19 protein-coding genes are annotated in these 20,523 nt (G+C 64.1%); 8 read left to right on the top strand and 11 right to left on the bottom strand.

Annotated elements, in window-relative coordinates; translation table 11 throughout:
• Window positions 1–1,015 (top strand): sensor histidine kinase (locus ACPZMI_RS07515; protein ID WP_426351979.1); only part of this gene is annotated, 1,015 nt, incomplete at its 5' end.
• A gap of 9 nt (window positions 1,016–1,024) precedes the next feature.
• Here ACPZMI_RS07515 and ACPZMI_RS07510 read toward each other — a convergent pair.
• The 8 genes from ACPZMI_RS07510 to ACPZMI_RS07475 all read right to left on the bottom strand — a co-directional run bounded on the left by ACPZMI_RS07510 (window position 1,025) and on the right by ACPZMI_RS07475 (window position 8,780).
• Window positions 1,025–2,644, bottom strand: a complete 1,620-nt coding sequence (locus ACPZMI_RS07510; protein ID WP_288377654.1) for an EAL domain-containing protein — start codon at window positions 2,642–2,644, stop codon at window positions 1,025–1,027.
• A 75-nt stretch (window positions 2,645–2,719) separates the two neighbouring features.
• Window positions 2,720–3,496 carry an N-acetylmuramoyl-L-alanine amidase gene (locus ACPZMI_RS07505; RefSeq protein ID WP_426351978.1) on the bottom strand — a complete coding sequence of 259 codons (777 nt, stop codon included), beginning with the start codon at window positions 3,494–3,496 and terminating at the stop codon, window positions 2,720–2,722.
• Window positions 3,497–3,579: 83 nt separating this feature from the next.
• Complete coding sequence (locus ACPZMI_RS07500) at window positions 3,580–3,975, bottom strand: hypothetical protein (protein WP_411383555.1); 396 nt, start codon at window positions 3,973–3,975, stop codon at window positions 3,580–3,582.
• 95 nt (window positions 3,976–4,070) lie between these two features.
• Window positions 4,071–6,080 (bottom strand): diguanylate cyclase, encoded by a 2,010-nt coding sequence (locus tag ACPZMI_RS07495; protein ID WP_426351977.1) that lies wholly within the window; start codon window positions 6,078–6,080, stop codon window positions 4,071–4,073.
• A 79-nt stretch (window positions 6,081–6,159) separates the two neighbouring features.
• Window positions 6,160–7,014: an endonuclease/exonuclease/phosphatase family protein gene (locus ACPZMI_RS07490; RefSeq protein WP_186721078.1), complete on the bottom strand. Its 855-nt coding sequence runs from the start codon at window positions 7,012–7,014 to the stop codon at window positions 6,160–6,162.
• Window positions 7,015–7,025: 11 nt separating this feature from the next.
• Window positions 7,026–7,661: a thiol:disulfide interchange protein DsbA gene (gene dsbA / locus ACPZMI_RS07485; RefSeq protein ID WP_426351976.1), complete on the bottom strand. Its 636-nt coding sequence runs from the start codon at window positions 7,659–7,661 to the stop codon at window positions 7,026–7,028.
• A gap of 167 nt (window positions 7,662–7,828) precedes the next feature.
• The gene (locus ACPZMI_RS07480; protein ID WP_054893351.1) at window positions 7,829–8,446 is read right to left on the bottom strand and encodes a c-type cytochrome; all 618 of its coding nucleotides are present in this window, start codon (window positions 8,444–8,446) and stop codon (window positions 7,829–7,831) included.
• 31 nt (window positions 8,447–8,477) lie between these two features.
• A complete protein-coding gene (locus ACPZMI_RS07475; RefSeq protein WP_186669944.1) occupies window positions 8,478–8,780 on the bottom strand; it encodes a c-type cytochrome in 303 nt (100 codons plus the stop codon).
• Window positions 8,781–8,961: 181 nt separating this feature from the next.
• Here ACPZMI_RS07475 and yihA point away from each other — a divergent pair, with 181 nt between their 5' ends.
• Window positions 8,962–9,594: a ribosome biogenesis GTP-binding protein YihA/YsxC gene (yihA, locus tag ACPZMI_RS07470; protein WP_054893353.1), complete on the top strand. Its 633-nt coding sequence runs from the start codon at window positions 8,962–8,964 to the stop codon at window positions 9,592–9,594.
• 360 nt (window positions 9,595–9,954) lie between these two features.
• Here the strand turns inward: yihA and polA are convergent, their stop codons facing one another.
• Window positions 9,955–12,702, bottom strand: a complete 2,748-nt coding sequence (polA, locus tag ACPZMI_RS07465) for a DNA polymerase I (protein ID WP_426351975.1) — start codon at window positions 12,700–12,702, stop codon at window positions 9,955–9,957.
• 75 nt (window positions 12,703–12,777) lie between these two features.
• Between polA and ACPZMI_RS07460 the strand changes: the two genes are divergently transcribed.
• Together ACPZMI_RS07460 and ACPZMI_RS07455 are read left to right on the top strand one after the other, a co-directional pair.
• The gene (locus ACPZMI_RS07460) at window positions 12,778–13,065 is read left to right on the top strand and encodes a DUF2782 domain-containing protein (RefSeq protein ID WP_063542000.1); all 288 of its coding nucleotides are present in this window, start codon (window positions 12,778–12,780) and stop codon (window positions 13,063–13,065) included.
• Between the two features lie 72 nt (window positions 13,066–13,137).
• Window positions 13,138–14,088, top strand: a complete 951-nt coding sequence (locus tag ACPZMI_RS07455) for a homoserine kinase (protein ID WP_186669947.1) — start codon at window positions 13,138–13,140, stop codon at window positions 14,086–14,088.
• 138 nt (window positions 14,089–14,226) lie between these two features.
• Here ACPZMI_RS07455 and ACPZMI_RS07450 read toward each other — a convergent pair whose 3' ends face one another.
• The gene (locus tag ACPZMI_RS07450) at window positions 14,227–15,180 is read right to left on the bottom strand and encodes a zinc ABC transporter substrate-binding protein (protein ID WP_189657700.1); all 954 of its coding nucleotides are present in this window, start codon (window positions 15,178–15,180) and stop codon (window positions 14,227–14,229) included.
• An 18-nt stretch (window positions 15,181–15,198) separates the two neighbouring features.
• Here ACPZMI_RS07450 and zur point away from each other — a divergent pair, with 18 nt between their 5' ends.
• The 4 genes from zur to ACPZMI_RS07430 all read left to right on the top strand — a co-directional run bounded on the left by zur (window position 15,199) and on the right by ACPZMI_RS07430 (window position 18,066).
• Window positions 15,199–15,684 carry a zinc uptake transcriptional repressor Zur gene (gene zur, locus ACPZMI_RS07445; protein ID WP_186669950.1) on the top strand — a complete coding sequence of 162 codons (486 nt, stop codon included), beginning with the start codon at window positions 15,199–15,201 and terminating at the stop codon, window positions 15,682–15,684.
• A complete protein-coding gene (gene znuC / locus ACPZMI_RS07440) occupies window positions 15,681–16,454 on the top strand; it encodes a zinc ABC transporter ATP-binding protein ZnuC (protein ID WP_186669952.1) in 774 nt (257 codons plus the stop codon). The genes zur and znuC overlap by 4 nt, the downstream gene beginning before the upstream one ends.
• On the top strand, window positions 16,447–17,229 hold the full coding sequence (gene znuB, locus ACPZMI_RS07435) for a zinc ABC transporter permease subunit ZnuB (RefSeq protein WP_186669954.1): 783 nt from the start codon (window positions 16,447–16,449) through the stop codon (window positions 17,227–17,229). Before znuC ends, znuB begins: the two co-directional genes overlap by 8 nt.
• 129 nt (window positions 17,230–17,358) lie before the next feature.
• A complete protein-coding gene (locus tag ACPZMI_RS07430) occupies window positions 17,359–18,066 on the top strand; it encodes a PA5502 family lipoprotein (RefSeq protein ID WP_411383550.1) in 708 nt (235 codons plus the stop codon).
• Between the two features lie 91 nt (window positions 18,067–18,157).
• On the opposite strand, the gene katE is transcribed toward ACPZMI_RS07430, so the two are convergent.
• The gene (katE, locus tag ACPZMI_RS07425) at window positions 18,158–20,302 is read right to left on the bottom strand and encodes a catalase HPII (protein WP_411383549.1); all 2,145 of its coding nucleotides are present in this window, start codon (window positions 20,300–20,302) and stop codon (window positions 18,158–18,160) included.
• Window positions 20,303–20,523 lie beyond the last annotated feature (221 nt).

Here is a 20,523-nt window from a genome sequence, read left to right as displayed (position 1 = left end):
GCGCCTGCAGGCCGTGCTCGACAGCATCGACGACGGCCTGCTGATCATCGATCGCCAAGGCCGCCTGGAGCACCTCAACCCCGTGGCTCAACGGCAGTTGGGCTGGGATGCCTCCCGGCTCGGCAGTAGCCTGGCCGAAGCCCTGAGCCGTCCGGAGCTGGAGCAACAGATGCGCCAGGTGCTGCGCGGCGGCAGCCTGGACCGGCCACCGGATGACCTGAGCATCGAGGTGGACGAAGAGACCCGCCTGCTGACCTTCAGCCTGACGCCCGTCAGCCATCCGCAGGGGCCGATTCTCGGCGCGGTGATGGTGTTGCATGACGTGACCGAACAGCGTGCCTTCGAGCGCGTACGCAGCGAGTTCGTCCTGCGTGCCTCCCATGAACTGCGCACGCCGGTCACCGGCATGCACATGGCCTTCGGCCTGCTACGCGAACGGATCACCTTCCCGCCCGAAGCGCGGGAAAACGATCTGCTCGACACCATCGGCGAAGAAATGCAGCGTCTGACCCAACTGATCAACGACCTGCTCAATTTCTCTCGCTACCAGAGCGGGCTGCAGAAACTGGAACTGGCGCCCTGCACACTCGATGACTTGCTGGAGCGGGCCCGGGCACGCTTCGCCGAATCGGCGGCGCACAAGCAGATCGAACTGGTCAGCGAGCTTGAGCGTCCGCTGCCGCACATTCAGGTCGACCTTGCGCAGATCGACCGGGTGCTGGACAACCTGCTGCACAACGCCATCCGCCACACCGCCAGCGGCGGGCACATTCGCCTGCACGCACGGCGGCATGCCGAGCGGGTGATTATCAGCGTCGAGGACGACGGCGAAGGCATCGCCTATGGCCAGCAGGGGCGGATCTTCGAGCCGTTCGTGCAGGTCGGGCGCAAGAAAGGTGGCGCAGGGCTGGGCCTGGCCTTGTGCAAGGAAATCGTGCAACTGCATGGCGGGCGCATGGGCGTGTTCTCGCGGCCGGGGCAGGGGACGCAGTTCTACATGGCACTGCCGGTGTGAGGCGTCGGCTCAAGGCTCATCATCGAGCCGCCGCCCGCCCATCCGCCGTCCTCGGGTGATCAGCTCAGCGAACTGTCGGGCGTTGAGCGGATGGGCGAACAGCCAACCCTGCCCATAGTTGACTCCTTCGCTGTTGAGCAACACGGCCTGGTCCTCGCACTCGATCCCCTCGGCGATCACCCGCAGGTGCAGGTCATGGGCCATGCGGATGATGTGCGGGGCAACGCCACTGCTGGCGGCGTCGTGGCCCAGGGCGTCGATGAACGCCTTGTCGATCTTCAGGCAATCGACCGGCAGGGTCTGCAGGTAAGCGAGGCTACAGTAACCGGTGCCGAAGTCATCGATCAGTACCTGATGCCCGACCGAGCGCAGCGCCTGCAGGTTGTCGCGAGCCACCACCACATCGATCAGGCCGCGCTCGGTCACTTCGAACGCGATCTGCGTTGCAGACACCCGATGATGGGCCAGCAAGCGCGCTGCGACCCGGCCGATACGCGGCACCATCACATCGCACGCCGCCAGGTTCACCGAGATGTACAGGTGCCGATTGGCCCGCAGCAGCTGGCCCAGTTGCTCCAGTACTCGCTGCAGGACGAAATCGGTGATCTGGCGGATCTGCCCGGTGTTCTCGGCAAGCGGGATGAACAACTCCGGGCTGGTCAGGCTGCCATCCGGTCGCCGCCAGCGCACCAGTGCTTCGGCGCCGACACAGCGGCGACTGTCCAGCTCGAAGATCGGCTGGTAGAGCACCTGCAACTCGCCACGGCGCAGCGCCTGCTGCAACTCCGAGCTCATCGAGCGACGCTGCAGGATCAGTTGCAGCACCAGCCAACCGATGCAGCAGGCGAGCAGCAGGCTGCCGGGGAACAGCAACCAGAGCATGCCGTTGAGCTTCAGCGGCAAGCTTGCACGAGGGGCGATGAGGACGAGTTGGTAGTCCGGCGACTTGGTCGGCATCCGGTAGACGAGGCGGTCGCTGAGCTCGATCAGCGCCTTGCGCGACGGCGGCGGCCAGTCCGGCGCCGGTGGCCAGGGCTGGGGAGGGCCCAGCACCGGGATCGCCCGACTGCCGCGGTCGAGCACCACCAGCAGGCTGCCACCGGGCGGGAGATCGACCACGTCGGTCAGGTGGCCACGTGAGGTGGACACCAGGAAGTGGCCACGCCCCAGCATCAACGCAGCGAGATTTTCGTTCGGCTCGGTGGTGGTGTTCAGCCAGTAGCTGTAGGTGGGCCCTTGGATATCGGGGGCGCGCATGGGCCGCATGACCTGCTCTGCGCCTCGGCTGGAACAGGCGATGTCACCGTCGACATAGGCCGCCTCATAGACAAAGCGGTAGCTCAGGCCCACCTGACGCAGCGCAGACAACATCGCTGGATCACAGCCGCGTATCGGCAGCGTCTGCAACTGGTCGACCCCCTCGCGCAATTGCCCGAACACTTGCTCGAGGCGCTCGAGGAAGCGCTCGCCGCGGGCATTCATCTGCGCGCTTTCGCTCTGTTTCATCTGCTGCAGAGTGACACCGAAGCTGGCGGCCAGCAGCAGCGCAGCACTGGCCAATGCGACCAGGGAGGCCAACAGCCAGGGGCGGTAGAAAATTTGGCGCACAGAAGCGATGAACGAAGACATGCGCGGCATCCAGTTGAATACCAAAGGTATAGCAACTGGATGAACAGTTGGCGCGGTGCGATAGGCGGTCCTGATTCACCGCATGCTGTTGAGCACCTGCAGTATTGCCGCGGTCTGCGCATCGGGCATGCCGTCGAAGCGCTGCGCACGGAAGTGCATCTGGAAAGCGGCGATGACATGGCGGGTCGAGACATCCAGCTCGCCGGTCTGCTCGATGGCATAGCCGAAACGGGCCAGTTGTTGCTGGTACCAGAGCGGGCTCGGTGGATTGGCCTCGAAATACACCTGCTGGCGCGCCACGGAGGCGGCGTTCGGCCAGATCCCCAGGCCTGCGTCAGCCAGGCGCTTCCAGGGGAACAGCGGCCCAGGGTCGAGCTTGCGCAAAGGCGCGATGTCGCTGTGGCCAATGATGTTGCGCGGCTGGATGTTGTTGCGCTGGACGATATCCTTGACCAGGGCGATCACTGCCTCGATCTGCGCCTCGCTGTAGGGGTGCCAGACACGCCCGCTCGGGGTATCGGTATAGCCTGGATTGACGATCTCGATACCGATCGAGCTCGAGTTGAGCCAGGTGCGGCCCTGCCACTGGCTGTCGCCGGCGTGCCAGGAGCGGCGGTTTTCATCCACCAGTTGATAGACCGTGGCATTGCCGTCGCCAACCAGGTAATGGCTGCTGACCTCACCTTGAGTCAGCAGCGCTAGCGAGCGCTCCAACGAAGCGTTGGTGTAGTGCAGGACGACGAACTGGATGCGGCTGTCCTGATTCGCCGAGGTGTGGCTGCGGTCGATGCGCAGACCGCTGGAGCAGCCGGCGAGCATGATGAGGAGAAGGGCGGTAGCGAGCGTTTTCATCGGATGGAGGCACGTCATGTGTCGGTATAAGCGCTACAGTATAACGTGCTATCGCCGATTACCCATTCCCCAACGCTGCCCACTCAGCGGACGCACATCACCTGGAACGCCAACGAGTTGTCACCGCTCGGCCCCATGAGGTCCACCAGTTGCGTCATGACATTGACCTGCGCAGCGACAGGTTTCCCGATGACCTTGGCCTGCCCATGCAGTTGCCGGTCGAAGCTGCTTGCGTCGATCGCCGACACTGAGCAGAAATCAGGGTCTTGCTGGATGATGCGTGGGTTGAGCACCAGCTTGTACTGCACGTAATAATTATCCAGCGCCGCTTTCTCGACCTTCGAGATCCATTCGGACGACTGGCGCAGTACCTTGCCGTCAGCGCCAACATCGGCAGTATGAATCACATCCTTGGCCATGGCGCCTGCCTGCAAGGACAGCCCCGCCACCAGCGCGAGGCTCAATCTTGTCAGTTTCATCGAGTGCTCCTCCGTACGTTCGGTCTGTGTGCACTGGCTATCCAGCAGTGCACGGACAGTGTCGAACGCCACAGGGGTGGGGTAGCGGTACTTATCTACCCCTGCTCGACGCGATTGCGCCCCTGATCCTTGGCGCGGTACAGCGCTTCGTCCGCGCGCTTGAGCACCTGGTCGCCACGTTCGCCGGAACGGAAGGCACTGACGCCGATGGACGTGGTGATCACCACGCGCTCCCCCTTGAAGTGGAACGGGCAGGCCTCGATCGCCGCGCGCATCGTCTCGGCGACCTGCAGCGCTGCAGGGGGTGATGTCTGGGGCAGCAGCAGGACGAACTCCTCGCCACCAAAGCGGGCAATGAAGTCGCGCCCGCGCAAGCGCTTGCGCAATTGGTCGGCAACGATCTTCAGCACCTTGTCGCCGGCCAGATGGCCATAGCCGTCGTTGATGCGTTTGAAATGATCGAGGTCGAGGATGGCCATGGCCAGGTGGCCGCCGTTCTCCTGCCAGTCGGCAAGCTCGCGCTCGACCCGTTCGCTCCAGGCGGCGCGGTTGGGCAGACCGGTCAGCGGATCGACCAGTGCTTTCTGGCGCTGTTCTTCCAGATGCTCACGGTAGCCAAGCGCCTCCTGCTCCATGCTCGCCACTCGCTCGGCCAGGCCCTGCAGGCGTCCGGCCAGCTCCTGCTCACGGCGGTCACGCTCGTGCTGGTGCTCATCCATGGTGACCAGCAGGCCCTCGAGCCGGTTGTCCAGCAGGTGCTTGAGGCTGTCGATGTCTACTGCGCCCTGGACGCTGCTCTGCAGGCCATCGACCTGTTCGCGCAGCTGGCTGTCCAGCTCGCGGGCGGCGGTGCTGTTGTCGGCGTGTCCCTCGCTGGCCTCCTGCAGATGGCTCTGGAAGGTCTCCAGGCGCTCGTTGATCTGCTGCAGGTAGGCTTCGAATTCATGCTGGCCGCTGTCGTTGATTGCCAGCATCAACACCGCAAGGTCGTCCAGCACCGGGATCAGCTCATACCAGTTCAGACCGCGCGCCACCCGATCGCGCATATCCAGGGCCTGGGCCTTGTGGCGCTCAGGCAGGCTGAGGTCATCGAGCAAACCGATGAGGGTTTCCTCGATGTGCGCGGCAACCTGACTGTAGGGCGGCTCCACGGCATCCGGCAGGTCGTAGGGGCCGTCCTCGGCAAGCGGCTCGTCCTCCAGCGGCTCGGGGGTGTCGGCGTCTTCCTGTGGCGAGCCGTCGGCGACAGGCTGCGGTTCGACTGGCTCAGGCTCGGCGGCAGCTTCAACAGGTGCGGGGTGGGTAAGGTCGGCTTGCTCGGGGGCCTCGGCGACGGGCTCCACCTGCTCGACAGACGGGGTGACTTCCGGCGCGGGCAGCGCGACTTCCGGGGCCGGCTCGGGTGCCGGCTGCACCGCAGGCAGGGGCTGCAGCTCATCGGCGTCGAGCACGCGGGGCGGGGCCGGCGGTTGCGCCTCGGGCAAATGGACGGGCGGAGCTTCGGTCACCGCCTCGACGTGCACCGCAGCGCGCGGCAATGCTGGCACCTGCTCCGGCTCTGGTGCGACCTGAGAGCCGTCTTCACGACCGCCGAACAGCCGCTGCAACAAGCCCGGACGCGCCTCTTCGGTCACCTTGCGCAGCGACGACAACGCTCGCCCTTGCAGCCCGCTGAGCTCACCCAGTAGCGGCGGCAGCTCACGCGACTGGCTGACGCCACCGTCGAGTTTCTTGGCCAGCTTCTTCAGGGGGCGGGAAACATCGCCAGGCAGTTCCAACCCTTGCAGTTGGGTGACCAGCGAGGTCAGCGCATCGCTGACCTGGTTCATGCGCGTTTCGCGACGCTGTTCAGACTCCAGCACCGCCTTTTCCAGGCGTGGAATGAGCCCGGCAAGCCCCGCGTCCATGCTGTCGCTGCGGATGACCTCGCGCATTTCCTTCATGCACTGGTCGACGACCTTGTCGCTACCCTCGGCGGCCAGCGTGCTGCGGACCAGGCCACGGCGCAGCAGGTCGAGGCGGGCTTCCCAACGGCGCTCGAGTTTCTCCTGCCGTTCGATGCTTTTTAGATATTTTTCTTTCCAGCGCTCGGCTTCGTCGGTCATGCCTGGATCCGCAACGGTAATGGCATCAGGGAGTATGTGAATACTGGATTTCGGCGCGAAGCGCGAACTCTTGAGTGTGTCAGCGCACGACCGGCAGGGTATCCACAGTCAGGGCATCCGGCAATCGGATCTCGACCGCGACAGGCAGGTGGTCGGAAATTGGCTGCGACAGCACTTCGACCCGTTCTAGCGTCAGGCTCGGGCTGAGCAGGATGTGATCCAGGCAGCGTTGCGGGCGCCAGCTGGGGAAGGTCGCCTCGACCTGTGGGGCGATCAGGCCGAGGTCGCGCAGGGGCGAGCGCTCGAGCAGGTCGTTGGCGTGGGTGTTCATGTCGCCCATGAGGATCTGGTGGCGGTAGCCGCCGATCAGCTCACGGACATACCCCAGTTGCAGGGCGCGGGTCTTGGCGCCCAGCGCCAGGTGCATCATCACCACGATCAGCGCGTTCTCGCCTTCGCCAAAGCGCACCAGGATCGCCCCGCGACCGGACGGACCGGGCAGGGGGTGGTCTTCAAGGTGCTGGGGCTTGAGTCGGCTGAGCACGCCGTTGCTGTGCTGGGCGAAGCGCCCGAGATTGCGGTTGAGCTGCTGGTACCAGTAAGGGAAGGCGCCGAGCTGGGCCAGGTGCTCGACCTGGTTGACGTAGCCCGAGCGCAGGCTGCCGCCGTCGGCTTCCTGCAGGGCAACCAGGTCGAAATCACCGAGCAGGTCGCCGATCTTCTGCAGATTGCCGGCCCGCCCGGTATGCGGCAGCAGGTGCTGCCAGCTGCGGGTCAGGTAGTGGCGGTAGCGCTCGGTGCTGATGCCGACCTGGATATTGAAGCTGAGCAGCCGCAGGCGACCATCCTCCGGCAGGCCTGGGGCCTGCAGATGATGTTCGTTGACCCGCGGCTGGTGCAGGCCAACACTTCGCGTGGTACGCAAGCGGGCCATGGCTGCGCCGCTTACTTAGCGGCACGCTCCTTGGCGATCAGTTGGTCGGCGACGTTCAGGACGCCTTCCGGCCCGCCAGCGGTACCCAGGTCGAAGCGGTACTTGCCGTTGACCACCATGCTCGGCACGCCGGTGATTTCGTACTTCTTCGCCAGTTCCTTGGCCTGGTTGACCTGGCCCTTGATGGCGAACGAGTTGAAGGTGGCGAGGAACTTGTCCTTGTCCACGCCTTGGGTGGCGAGGAAGTCGGCCATGTCGTTCGGGTCGGTCAGGCGCTTGCGCTGGTTCTGGATGGCATCGAAGACTGCGGCGTGGACCTTGTGCTCGACGCCCATGGCTTCGAGGGTCAGGAACATCTGGCCGTGGGCATCCCAAGGGCCGCCGAACATGGCCGGGACGCGCTTGAAGTTGACGTCTGCCGGCAGCTTGTCGACCCAGGGGTTGATGGTGGGTTCGAAGTGGTAGCAGTGCGGGCAGCCGTACCAGAACAGCTCGACGACTTCGATCTTGCCAGGTTCGGATACTGGAACAGGGTTGCTCAGCTCGATGTACTCCTTGCCGGCGGTGGCAGGCTCTGCGGCCTGTACGGCAGTCATACCGATAACGCTGGCAGCGACCAGCGCAGCGCTGAGAATCAGTTTACGCATGCTTTACTCCTGAGCATTCATTGGTCGCCTCGACGCGGCCTATGCTGTGACAGGCCATGAAGGGCTCGAGTTCTGTAGTGTAACGGCTGGGACCATAAAAAAGGGCGGCCTGCGCCACCCTTTTCATGTTTAGCGATGTTGCATTAACCGAGTGTTAACGCCCGGCCTCAGTGCAGCCCCTGGATATAGCTGGCCAGCGCCTCGATATCCTTGTTGCTCAGCTTGCCGGCGATGGTGCGCATGGTCATGGCATCGCCATCGTTGGTGCGGTTGCCTTCACGGAAGTCGGTGAGCTGCTTGCTGACATACTGCGAGTGCTGGCCGCTCAGGTGAGGGAAGCCGGCCAGGGCGATGCCTGCGCCATTGGGCGAGTGGCAACCGGTACAGGCCGGCATGCCTTTCTCCAGGTCACCGCCGTTGAACAGCGCACGACCACGCTCTACCAGCTTGGGATCTGCCGCGCCGACACTGCCTTTCTGGCTGGCGAAGTAGGCGGCGATATCGGCCAGGTCCTGGTCATTGAAGGCCGCCAGCATGCCGGTCATCTCCAGCACCGTGCGCTTGCCCGACTTGATGTCGTGCAGTTGCTTCTCAAGGTAGCGCTGGCCCTGGCCGGCCAGTTTCGGGAAGTTCGGCGCCAGGCTGTTGCCGTCAGGGTTATGGCAGGCACCACAGACCGCAGTCTTCGCCTGGCCGGCAGCGGCATCGCCTTTGATGGGGTCGGCAGCAGTGGCCGCACCTGCGACACCCATGGTCAACAGCAGACTCACGAATAGTTTGTTCATCAGCTAATCCAACACGGCTAAGGGTGAAATGTTATGTATCGGGACTGCCGCTCATCCAAAGGATGACCAATCGGTAGTCCTCGGCACTGCAGTCCATGCACAATCCACGCGGCGGCATAGCCTTGAAACCCTGGGTAACATGCGCCACCAGTACATCCAGACCTCGCGCCAGCCTCGGCTCCCAGGCCGCCGCATCGCCCTTCCTGGGGGCCTGTGGCAGCTGACCGGCGTGACAGGCCGCACATGTGCGGTTGTACAACGCCTCGGGATCCTGTGTAGCCTGTGCGCTGAAAAACGGCTGGAACATACCGACCGCCAGCAGCCATTTCGCCATGCGGAACGACCTGACAGGGTTGGGGGCCGCGCTGCGTTCTGATGCGCGAGCTAGTGATCGACACCCCATGCTCGTTCTCCTTCGCTGGGAGAATGAGCACACAAAAACTGGGGCATTATATACTTCCGCCCTCCAAACGGAAACGCGGCCTGGATCAGGCAACACCCACATCGGATATCCCATGCAAGTCAAGAACCCCATCCTCGGCCTCTGCCAGAAAGCCAAATTCGCCCTCAGCGCTGCCAAGGTCGAACAATGCCCGGAAGACCAGGGCTACGAGGTGGCTTTCGCCGGCCGCTCCAACGCCGGTAAATCCAGCGCCCTCAATACCCTGACCCATGCCAGCCTGGCGCGTACCTCCAAGACCCCGGGGCGCACCCAGCTGTTGAATTTCTTCAGTCTGGACGATGAACGGCGTTTGGTCGACCTGCCAGGTTACGGTTATGCGAAAGTGCCGATTCCGCTCAAGCAGCACTGGCAGAAACACCTGGAGGCCTACCTGGGCGGGCGCGAATGCCTGCGGGGCGTGATCCTGCTGATGGATGTGCGCCACCCGATGACCGACTTCGACAAGATGATGCTCGACTGGGCCAAGGCCAGCGGCATGCCCATGCACATCCTGCTGACCAAGGCTGACAAGCTCACTCACGGCGCGGGCAAGAACACCCTGCTCAAGGTGCAGTCGGAAATTCGCAAGGGCTGGGGCGACGCGGCGTCCATCCAGCTGTTCTCGGCACCCAAGCGCCAGGGGCTGGAAGAGGCCTATCGGGTCTTGGCGGATTGGATGGAGCTGGAAGACAAGCCGGTGGCTTGAAGATCCACCTGCAATCTGTGGCGGCGGGCTGGTCCGCTGCCACAGGCTTCTCCAGCAGCGATGAGGCAAATTCCGGGCAAAAAAAACCCCGGACTTCATATGGGGAGGGGGAAGTTCGGGGTCCAAGTCCGGACCGCTAGGGCGGGGTCCAGATATCTGCCAACACTTAACACAACATAGGAGCATCGAAAGGCTTCACCAGCCATTCAGTTACTCTGAGTTCCGGTTCACCGGTTTAGTTCCGAAGCCTTGAAAACTATTTGCGATAGTTTCATGAATCTTCAGAACCGGGGGGCGAGGAGCCGACCCTGCGGATCTGCGGCACTACGACACAGATCCTACTCTTCTTCGCCCTACCGTTTAGTGAGCTTCGTCCCAATTCGAGCCTACGCCGACTTCGACCAGCAACGGAACGTCGAGCTGCGCGGCGTTGCTCATGTAGGGGCGAATTTCGGCCTTCACCTGTTCGACCAGGTCTTCACGCACCTCCAGCACCAGTTCATCGTGCACCTGGAGAATCACCCGGGCATCCAGGCCACTGTCGCTCAGCCAGTTGTCCACCGCGACCATGGCGCGCTTGACGATGTCGGCCGCCGTACCCTGCATCGGCGCGTTGATCGCGGTACGCTCGGCACCTTTGCGCAGGGCCGGATTCTTGGCATTGATGTCCGGCAGGTACAGGCGCCGCCCGAACAAGGTTTCGACGAAGCCCTGCTCGGCGGCCTGGGTGCGGGTGCGCTCCATGTAGGCCAGCACGCCGGGATAGCGCGCGAAGTAGCGGTCGATGTAGTCCTGCGACTGCTTGCGATCGACGCCGATCTGCTTGGCCAGGCCGAAGGCGCTCATGCCGTAGATCAAGCCGAAGTTGATGGCCTTGGCGCTGCGACGCTGGTCGTTGGTGACTGCATCCAGCGCCACGCCGAATACTTCTGCGGCCGTCGCGCGGTGCACATCAAGGTCATTGCGGAAGGCGTGCAGCAGGCCTTCATCCTTGGCCAGGTGGGCCATGATGCGCAGCTCGATCTGCGAGTAGTCCGCGGCCAGCAGCTTGTAGCCGGGGCTGGCAACGAAGGCCTGGCGGATGCGTCGGCCTTCGGGAGTGCGTACCGGAATGTTCTGCAGGTTCGGATCGCTGGACGACAAGCGCCCGGTGGCGGCCACCGCCTGCTGGTAGGAGGTGTGGATACGCCCGGTACGCGGGTTGATCTGGTCCGGCAGCTTGTCGGTATAGGTGCTCTTGAGCTTGCTCAGGGAGCGGTACTCCATCAGCACCGTCGGCAGCGGATAGCCTTCGGCGGCCAGGTCCGCGAGCACGGCTTCGGCCGTGGAAGCCTGGCCCTTGGCAGTCTTGCTCAGTACCGGCATGCCCAGCTTATCGTAGAGGATCACCCCCAGTTGCTTGGGTGAACCCAGGTTGAATTCTTCGCCCGCCAGCTCGAACGCCCGACGCTCGAGCTCGACCATCTTCACGCCCAGCTCACCGCTCTGCACCTTGAGCAGCTCCGCGTCGACCAACGCGCCCTGGCGCTCGATCCTGGCCAGCACCGGCACCAGCGGCATCTCGATGTCCATCAGCACCGGCTGCACGCTGGGCGTTTTCGCCAGGCGTGCCTGCAGTGCGTGGTGCAGGCGCAGGGTGATGTCGGCATCTTCGGCGGCGTACGGGCCAGCCTTGTCCAGATGGATCTGGTTGAAGGTCAGCTGCTTGGCGCCCTTGCCAGCGATATCCTCGAAGGCGATGGTGCTGTGGTCGAGGTACTTCTGCGCCAGGCTGTCCATGTCGTGACGCGTGGCGGTGGAGTCGAGCACATAGGATTCGAGCATGGTGTCATAGGCCACGCCACGCATCTGGATCGGCAGCGAAGCGTTGGCCAGGATGTTGATGTCGTACTTGGCGTTCTGCCCGACCTTGGCCTTGGCCGGGTCTTCCAGCAACGGCTTGAGCGCCTTCAGCACCGCGTCGCGGTCCAACTGCTTCGGAGCACCTTCGTAGTCGTGGGCCAGCGGCACATAGGCCGCTTCATGGGGCTCGACCGCGAACGACAGGCCGACCAGCTCCGCACGCTGGGCATCCAGGCCGGTGGTCTCGGTGTCGAAGGCGAACAGCGGCGCCTGGCGCAGCTTCTCGAGCCAGACATCGAAGCGCGCCTGGTCGAGGATGGTTTCGTATTTCGCCTCGACCTGGGCCGCAGGCTCCTCGACCGGAGCAATGGTGTCACCCTCCCGGGCGGCGTCGCGCTGTACCTCGGCGACCCAGCTCTTGAACTCCATTTCGGTGTACAGCGCCAGCAATGCTTCACGGTCCGGCTCGCCGCACACCAGGGCATCGACCTCGACATCCAGCTCGACATCGACCTTGATGGTCGCCAGCTCATACGACAGGAACGCCGCGTCGCGGTGCTCCTCAAGCTTGGCCGGCAGGGTCTTGGCGCCGCGAATGGCCAGGCCCGGCACCTTGTCGAGGTTCTCGTACAGGTCACGCAGGCCGCCACCGATACCGGTCAACAGGCCCACGGCGGTCTTCTCGCCGACTCCCGGAACACCCGGGATGTTATCGACCTTGTCGCCCATCAGGGCCAGGAAGTCGATGATGTGCTCGGGACCGACGCCGAACTTCTCGTGCACGCCAGCCACGTCGAGCACCGTGCCGGTCATGGTGTTGACCAGGGTGATGTGGCCGTCTACCAGTTGCGCCATGTCCTTGTCGCCGGTCGAGATGATGACCGGACGCCCGGCTGCCGCACTGCTGCGGGCCAGGGTGCCGATCACGTCGTCGGCCTCGACGCCTTCGACGCACAGCAGCGGGTAGCCCAGGGCCCTGACGCTGGCGTGCAGCGGCTCGACCTGCACGCGCAGATCGTCGGGCATGCTCGGGCGGTTGGCCTTGTACTCGGCGAACATGGCATCGCGGAAAGTGCCGCCCTTGGCGTCGAAGACCACCGCGAACAGGCTGTCCGGGTATTGCTTGCGCAGGCTCTTGAGCATGTTCAGCACGCCCTTGACCGCACCGGTGGGCATGCCCTTGGACGTGGTCAGCGGCGGCAGGGCGTGAAAGGCGCGGTAGAGGTAGGACGAACCGTCCACCAGGACGAGAGGCGCTTGGCTCATGAGGAGAATCAACCTTTTCGACGGGTCCGGAGCTAGAATAGCCGGATCAGTGACGACAAAAGGACTTAGGTTATCATGCGTACACCCATTCGCCTGTTACTGCTCAGCCTGCTGGCCACCATGCCGGTCGTTACGCTGGCGGCGGACGACGCCCCATCGGCAGATCCCGATGTGACCATTCGCACGGAAGGCGACAGAACCATCCAGGAGTACCGTCAGAACGGTTTCCTGTATGCGATCAAGATCACGCCGAAAAACGGCAAGCCTTATTTCCTGGTACGCGCCGATGGCTCCGATGGCAATTTCATTCGATCCGACCAGCCGGACATGCTGATTCCGTCCTGGAAGATCTTCGAATGGTAAGCTAGTAACGCGTATCGTTCTTATCAACCAGGCACTTCCTCCTGGAAGTGCCCGTATGGGCAACTTTTCAACATGTCAGTCTTCACCCCTGTGTCCCGGCCTGAGCTGGAAACCTTTCTGGCGCCATACGAGCTGGGCCGTCTGCTCGACTTCCAGGGCATTGCCGCCGGAACCGAAAACAGCAATTTCTTCGTAAGCCTGGAAAAAGGGGAATTCGTACTGACGCTGATCGAGCGTGGGCCGGCCGAAGACATGCCGTTCTTCATCGAACTGCTCGACGTGCTGCATGACGCCGACATGCCCGTCCCCTACGCGGTGCGCGATCGCGACGGCAATGGCCTGCGCGAACTGTGCGGCAAGCCGGCACTGCTGCAGCCGCGGCTGTCGGGCAAGCACGTCAAGGCGCCGAACAATCAGCACTGCGCCCAGGTCGGCGAGTTGCTGGCGCATATCCACCTGGCGACCCGTGAGCGCATCATCGAGCGCCGCACCGACCGCGGCCTGGACTGGATGCTGGCGTCCGGCGCCGAGCTGCTGGCCGGGCTCGACGCCAGCCAGGTGGCGCTGCTGCAACCGGCGCTGGACGAGATCAACGTGCACAAGGCGCAGATCCTCGCCCTGCCACGGGCCAACCTGCACGCCGACCTGTTCCGCGACAACGTGATGTTCGAAGGCACCCACCTGACCGGTCTGATCGACTTCTACAATGCCTGTTCCGGGCCGATGCTGTACGACATCGCCATCACCGTGAATGACTGGTGCCTGAACGAAGCGGGCGGCATCGACCTGCCGCGCGCCCAGGCACTGTTGGGCGCCTACGCCGCGCTGCGGCCGTTCACCGCCGCCGAGGCCGAGCTGTGGCAGGTGATGCTGCGGGTGGGTTGCGTGCGTTTCTGGCTGTCGCGGTTGATTGCGGCGCGGGACTTTGCCGGCATGGACGTGACGATCCATGATCCGAGCGAGTTCGAGGTGCGGTTGGTGCAGCGCCAGCAGGTGGCGTTGAAGTTGCCGTTCGCGCTGTAAGCGCGGCGGCCCAATCGCGGGGCAAGTCGAATCGTCGCACCGCCGCTCCCACAGACACAGCGCTGACCCCAGAATCAGCGCCTTGCCTGTGGGCGGTGCGACGATTCGTCTTGCCCCGCGATAGGGCCGGGTCAGCCGCTAGAGATGCTCCAGGCAACCGGTCAGATCATTCCCCAGCTTCTCCAGCAAGCGCTCGTAGCCCTTGCCATCCACCGTATCGGTCCCACCCAGCGCATCCAGTTCCGCCAAGGTCACCGGCAGCCCGGCCACCAGCGTTTCGGCGAGGCGCGGACGGATCGGCGGTTCACTGAACACACAGGTCGGACCAACTTCCTGCAGGCGCTTGCGCATCGCCGCGACATGCTGCGCGCCCGGCTGCACCTCGGCGGCGACGCTGAACACGCCGGTATGGCGCAACCCGTACTCTGCCTCGAAGTAGTCGAAGGCTTCGTGGAACACGAAGTAGGGCTTGCCGGCAATGCCGGCCACGCGGGCCTTGATCCGCTGATCGAGCGCATCCAGGCGCTCGCCGAAGGCCTTCTGGTTGGCCTGGTAGCGCGCCGCATTGGCCGGATCCGCCGCCGCCAGGTCACTGGCCATTTTCGCCGCGATCACCCGAGCATTGACCGATGACAGCCACAGGTGCGCATCGAGCGACCCTGGGCGGTGATCATGGTCGTGGTCGTCGTGGTCTTCTTCATGCGAGTGGCTGTCTTCGCCGAAACGGCGCAGCTTCATGCCAGGCAACGCCTGCACCGCGACAGTCGGCTTGCTCCGGCTGCCCAGCACGCGCGGCAGGAAGCTCTCCATGTCCGGGCCGATCCAGTACAGCAGGTCGGCGTCGCCCACCTTCCGTACGTCGGACGGGCGCAGGGCGTAGTTGTGCGGCGAGGCGCCGGGCGGCAGCAACACGTCGGGGCTGCCGACACCGTCCTGAACCGCGGCAGCGATCTGCTGCAGGGGCTTGATGCTGGTCAGCACACGCACGTCGGCGTGGGCCGAGAAAGTGATGAAAGCGACAAAGAGAGCAAGGAATCGGGACACGGTGGATACTCGGCTCGTCAGAAACAGGTAACATAATAACGTCTCCATCGATAACCGTCGCCGCCCATGTCAATCACGCCGCTGGCTCACCGTCCCCACGATCATTCCCATTGCGTCCACAGCGCCCTGGCCGAAGCCGACGCCCTGTGCGTCCGCCAGGGTCTGCGCCTGACCGCGCTGCGCCGCCGTGTGCTGGAGCTGGTGTGGCAAAGCCACAAGCCGCTGGGCGCCTACGACATCCTCGCCGTGCTCAGCGAGCAGGACGGTCGCCGCGCCGCGCCGCCGACCGTGTACCGCGCCCTGGACTTCCTGCTCGAGAACGGCCTGGTGCACCGCATCGCCTCGCTCAACGCCTTCATCGGCTGCAGCCACCCTGAACACAAGCACCAGGGCCAGTTCCTGATCTGCCGCGAATGCCACGTGGCCATCGAACTGGAGCAGGAGAGCATCAGCGGCGCCATCGTCGCCAGTGCCAAGGCCGTGGGCTTTGCCGTCGAATCCCAGACCGTCGAAGTGGTCGGCCTGTGCGGCAACTGCCGGGGCGCCGCATGAGCGACGCGCTGATCCGCCTGGAGCAGGTCGGCGTCACCTTTGGCGGCGAGGCGGTGCTCGACAGCATCGACCTGTCGGTCGCACCGCGCCAGATCGTCACCCTGATCGGCCCCAACGGTGCTGGCAAGACCACCCTGGTGCGCGCCGTGCTCGGCCTGCTCAAGCCGCACAGTGGCAAGGTCTGGCGCAAGCCGCGCCTGCGCATCGGCTACATGCCGCAGAAGATCCAGGTCGACGCCACCCTGCCGCTGTCGGTGCTGCGATTCCTGCGCCTGGTGCCGGGCGTGGATCGCGCCGCGGCGCTGTCGGCATTGCAGGAGGTGGGCGCCGAGCATGTCATCGACAGCCCGATCCAGACGGTCTCCGGTGGCGAGATGCAACGGGTACTGCTGGCTCGGGCGCTGCTGCGCGAGCCTGAGCTGCTGGTGCTCGACGAACCGGTACAGGGCGTGGACGTGGTTGGCCAGACCGAGCTGTACAACCTCATCACCCGCCTGCGCGACCGCCACGGCTGCGGCGTGCTGATGGTCTCCCACGACCTGCACCTGGTGATGAGCGCCACCGACCAGGTGGTCTGCCTGAACCGCCATGTGTGCTGTTCGGGCCACCCGGAGCAGGTCAGCAACGACCCGGCATTCGTCGAGCTGTTCGGCCAGAACGCGCCAAGCCTTGCGGTCTATCACCACCATCATGATCACAGCCACGACCTGCACGGTGCGGTGATCGCCCCCGGCGCCCATGTCCACGGAGAGCACTGCAAGCATGGCTGATTTTCTTCTGTACGCCTTGCTTGCCGGTCTTTCCCTGGCGCTGGTGGCCGGCCCCCTGGGCTCCTTCGTGGTCTGGCGGCGCATGGCCTATTTCGGCGACACCTTGTCCCATGCCGCGCTGCTGGGCGTGGCCCTGGGCTTCGTACTGGACGTCAGCCCCACGCTCGCGGTAACGGTCGGCTGCCTGTTGCTGGCGATCCTGCTGGTGACCCTGCAACAACGCCAGCCGCTGGCCTCCGACACCCTGCTCGGCATCCTCGCGCCCAGCACCCTGTCGCTGGGCCTGGTGGTGCTGAGCTTCATGCACGACGTGCGCATCGACCTGATGGCCTACCTGTTCGGTGACCTGCTGGCGATCAGTACCACCGACCTGTCATGGATTCTCGGCGGCAGTGTGTTGGTGCTGGCCTTGCTCGCGGTGCTCTGGCGCCCGCTGCTGGCAATCACCGTGCACGAGGAGCTGGCGATGGTCGAGGGCCTGCCAGTGGCGGGCCTGCGCATGGCGTTGATGCTGCTGATCGCGGTGGTCATCGCCGTGGCGATGAAGATCGTCGGCGTGCTACTGATCACCTCGCTGCTGATCATCCCGGCCGCTGCGGCACAACGTCACGCGCGCTCGCCCGAGCAGATGGCCCTGGGCGCCAGCCTGCTGGGCGTGGCCGCGGTTTGCGGGGGGCTGGCGATGTCCTGGTTCAAGGATACGCCTGCCGGTCCGTCGATCGTGGTCTGCGCCGCAGTGCTATTCTTGCTGAGCCTGGCATTGCCCAAGCGCTGATATTTTCAGGGTGCGCATTGACGCACCCTGCAACCTTTGCGCCCGTAAAGGGTCTGTAAGACTTGTTTTCGAGCGTGCGCACCTGGGTGTAGACTTGCTCGCTTTTTGCGCAAATAGAGAGTCGCAGGAATGAAGCCGTTCGCCTCCCGTTATCTGCTTGTTGCCGCGTTTTCCCTGTTCCTGGCTGCCTGTTCCAGTGCCCCGGTCGAGCAGCCCGTCGCGCCTGCGCAGCCGGACGCCTGGCAGCAGTTGCAACAGAACATCGCCAGCAACGAGCTGGCCACCGCCGAAGACCAGCTCGCCAGCCTGCAGGCACAGTCGCCGAACGATGCGCGTATCGAGCAATACCAGCGCCAGATCGCCGAAGCCTACCTGCAGCGCAGCCAGATCGTCCTGCAGAAAGGCGACGTCAATGCGGCCGCCACCGCACTGGCCCGCGCCCGCGCACTGATGCCACAGGCACCGGCGCTGACCGGCGGCGATGCCGTCGCCCACGCCCGCCAGGCCGAGCTGGACAAGGCTGAAGCCGCGCTGAAGGCTGCAGAATCCAAGCCGCAGGCCCGGGTCATCGACCCAGCGGCACCGAGCACGGTGATTGCGCTGAAAACCACGGACATTGCAGCCATGCGCAAGCAACTGGATGACATCGCCGCCGATGTGGTGAGTTACCAGTGCGAAGTGGTGTTCCAGGTGCCGCGCACCCAGGATGCACCGTGGCTCAAGACCCTGCTGCAGAAGCGGGTGAAGCGGATCGATGCGGATTTTGCGTTGAAGCAGAAGCACGAGATCCAGCGGGCATTGCCAGCACAGGTAGTGCTGGTGCCGCATCAGCACTGAAACAGCGTCGACATCTTCGCGGGTAAACCCGCTCCCACAGATGCATACATAACCTGTGGGAGCGGCTTACCCGCGAACATATGCTACGGCATCAAGCCGGAATCGCTTCTGCAGCCGCCTCCCGCGCCCACACCCGGTGCCCTTCGACCGCCTTCACGAAAGCCTCCACGGTCTTCTGGTCATCCCCCAGCAGCAAACCCTTGTCCTCCTTGAGCCCCAGCGCCCCCAGCAGCGCCTTGCCGTCCTTGGCCAGGCCGATCGCCTTGAGGTGCTTGTAGCCTTCAAGCAGGAAGTGCTTGGACACCCCGCTCGCCGCCAGTGCATCCAGCGAGGCCTTGCCAGCCGGGACCAGGATCCCGTCGAACATGACCGACGGCATGCCTTCCATCGAGGCATCCACCGCCAGCGCCTTGCCGTCAGAGGTCTTCACCGGCGCCGAGGTTGGCCCCAGCAGCATGGGGCGTGCGCTGTGGGCCTCCAGCGCCTTGACCAGCCTGTCGACGCTGTCGCCATCCACGCCATTGGCTACCAGCAGCGCAATCTTGCGCCCCTTGATGCCCACATCGCCCGGATGATTCATCTGGCTCAAGGCCGGTGACGACTTGAGCTTCGATTCCTTGCCCTTGACCGTCCCGGCCTTGGGCGCCGGCAGGCCGAGATTCTGCGCGACTGCCGCTGCCAGCTTCAGGTCGATATTGGCCAGGATCTCGTTAACCTCCCGCGCGCGAATGTGCTCGCGCTCGACCTTGCCCAGCTCGAAGCTGTAAGCCTTGATGATGTGCTGTTGTTCGTTGTCGCTCATGCTGTGGAAGAACAGCCGCGCCTGCGAGAAGTGATCGCCGAACGAATCGCTGCGCTGGCGGATCTTGTGCGCGTCGACGCGCTCCTGATAGCTCTCGAAGCCGCCGTCCTGCGCTGCCGGCGGGGTTTCCTTCGGCCAGCCGCCATCGATGGAGTTGGGCTCGTAGGACGCACGCCCCTTGTCGATGGTCATCCGATGCATGGCATCGCGCTGGCCGCTGTGGTTAGGCGCGATTGGCCGGTTGATCGGGATTTCGTGGAAGTTCGGCCCGCCCAGGCGGCTGATCTGCGTGTCGGTGTAGGAGAACAGCCGGCCCTGCAGCAGCGGGTCGTTGGTGAAATCGATACCCGGCACGATGTGCCCCGGGCAAAAGGCGATCTGCTCGATTTCGGCGAAGAAGTTGTCCGGGTTGCGATCGAGCACCATCTTGCCCAGCGGCGTCACCGGCACCAGCTCCTCGGGGATGATCTTGGTCGGGTCGAGCAGGTCGAAGTCGAACTTGTGCTCGTCTTCCTCTGAAACGATCTGCACCCCCAGCTCCCACTCCGGGTAGTCACCGGTCTCGATGGCTTCCCACAGGTCGCGACGGTGATAGTCGGTGTCCTTGCCTGCCAGCTTCTGCGCTTCGTCCCACAGCACCGAGTGCACGCCCTGGCGGGGTTTCCAGTGGAACTTGACGAAACTGGCCACGCCCTCGGCGTTGATCAGGCGGAAGGTGTGCACCCCGAACCCTTCCATCATCCGCAGGCTGCGCGGAATGGCGCGGTCGGACATGGCCCACATGACCATGTGCGCCGACTCGGGCACCAGCGAAACGAAATCCCAGAACGTGTCGTGGGCCGAGCCGCCGGTGGGGATCTCGTTATGCGGTTCGGGTTTCACCGCGTGGACGAAGTCAGGAAACTTGATCGCATCCTGGATGAAGAACACCGGCATGTTATTGCCCACCAGGTCGAAATTGCCCTCATCGGTGTAGAACTTGACGGCAAAGCCGCGCACATCGCGCACCGTGTCACCGGAGCCACGAGGCCCCTGCACAGTGGAAAAGCGCACGAACACCGGGGTGATCTTCTGCGGGTCCTGCAGGAAACCGGCCTTGGTCAGGGCACTGTGGTTGGCGTAGCTCTGGAAATACCCGTGGGCGCCGGTGCCGCGGGCGTGGACGATACGCTCGGGGATGCGCTCATGGTCGAAGTGGGTGATCTTCTCGCGCATGATGAAGTCTTCGAGCAGCGAAGGCCCGCGAGCGCCGGCCTTGAGGCTGTTCTGGTTGTCGGCGACCTTCACCCCCTGGTTGGTACGCAGCGCCTGGCCGGTGGCGTCGCTGCGGAAGGTTTCCAGGCTCTGCAGCTTGGCGTTGGTGTTGGCCTTGTCCGGGGTGTCGGCCCCGGCGACCTGGCTGGCATGCGGCGCGGTGCTCTTCTTGCTGGCCATCGGCGGTTCTCCTCATCAGTCTTCAGGCTGCCCTTTCGGGCTTGTTGAAGTAGTGACTGGACGCTTTCGCCAAGCGTTCCATCGGGATTACCGGTTGTCGCGTTATGCCGGATGGATTGGTCGATTACGAAATAAATGCTAAGAACAACTATGGGAAAAGGCTAAAATGCGCCACCCCAGCTCACCGCTGACCCCAATTTCCATGCGCCCCACAAGGTTCG

The organism is Pseudomonas wayambapalatensis (assembly GCF_049942315.1).
In the GTDB taxonomy this organism is placed as follows: Bacteria; Pseudomonadota; Gammaproteobacteria; order Pseudomonadales; family Pseudomonadaceae; genus Aquipseudomonas; species Aquipseudomonas wayambapalatensis.
The sequence above is the reverse complement of the archived record's forward strand: the minus strand, read 5'-3'. Positions and strand labels throughout refer to the sequence as shown.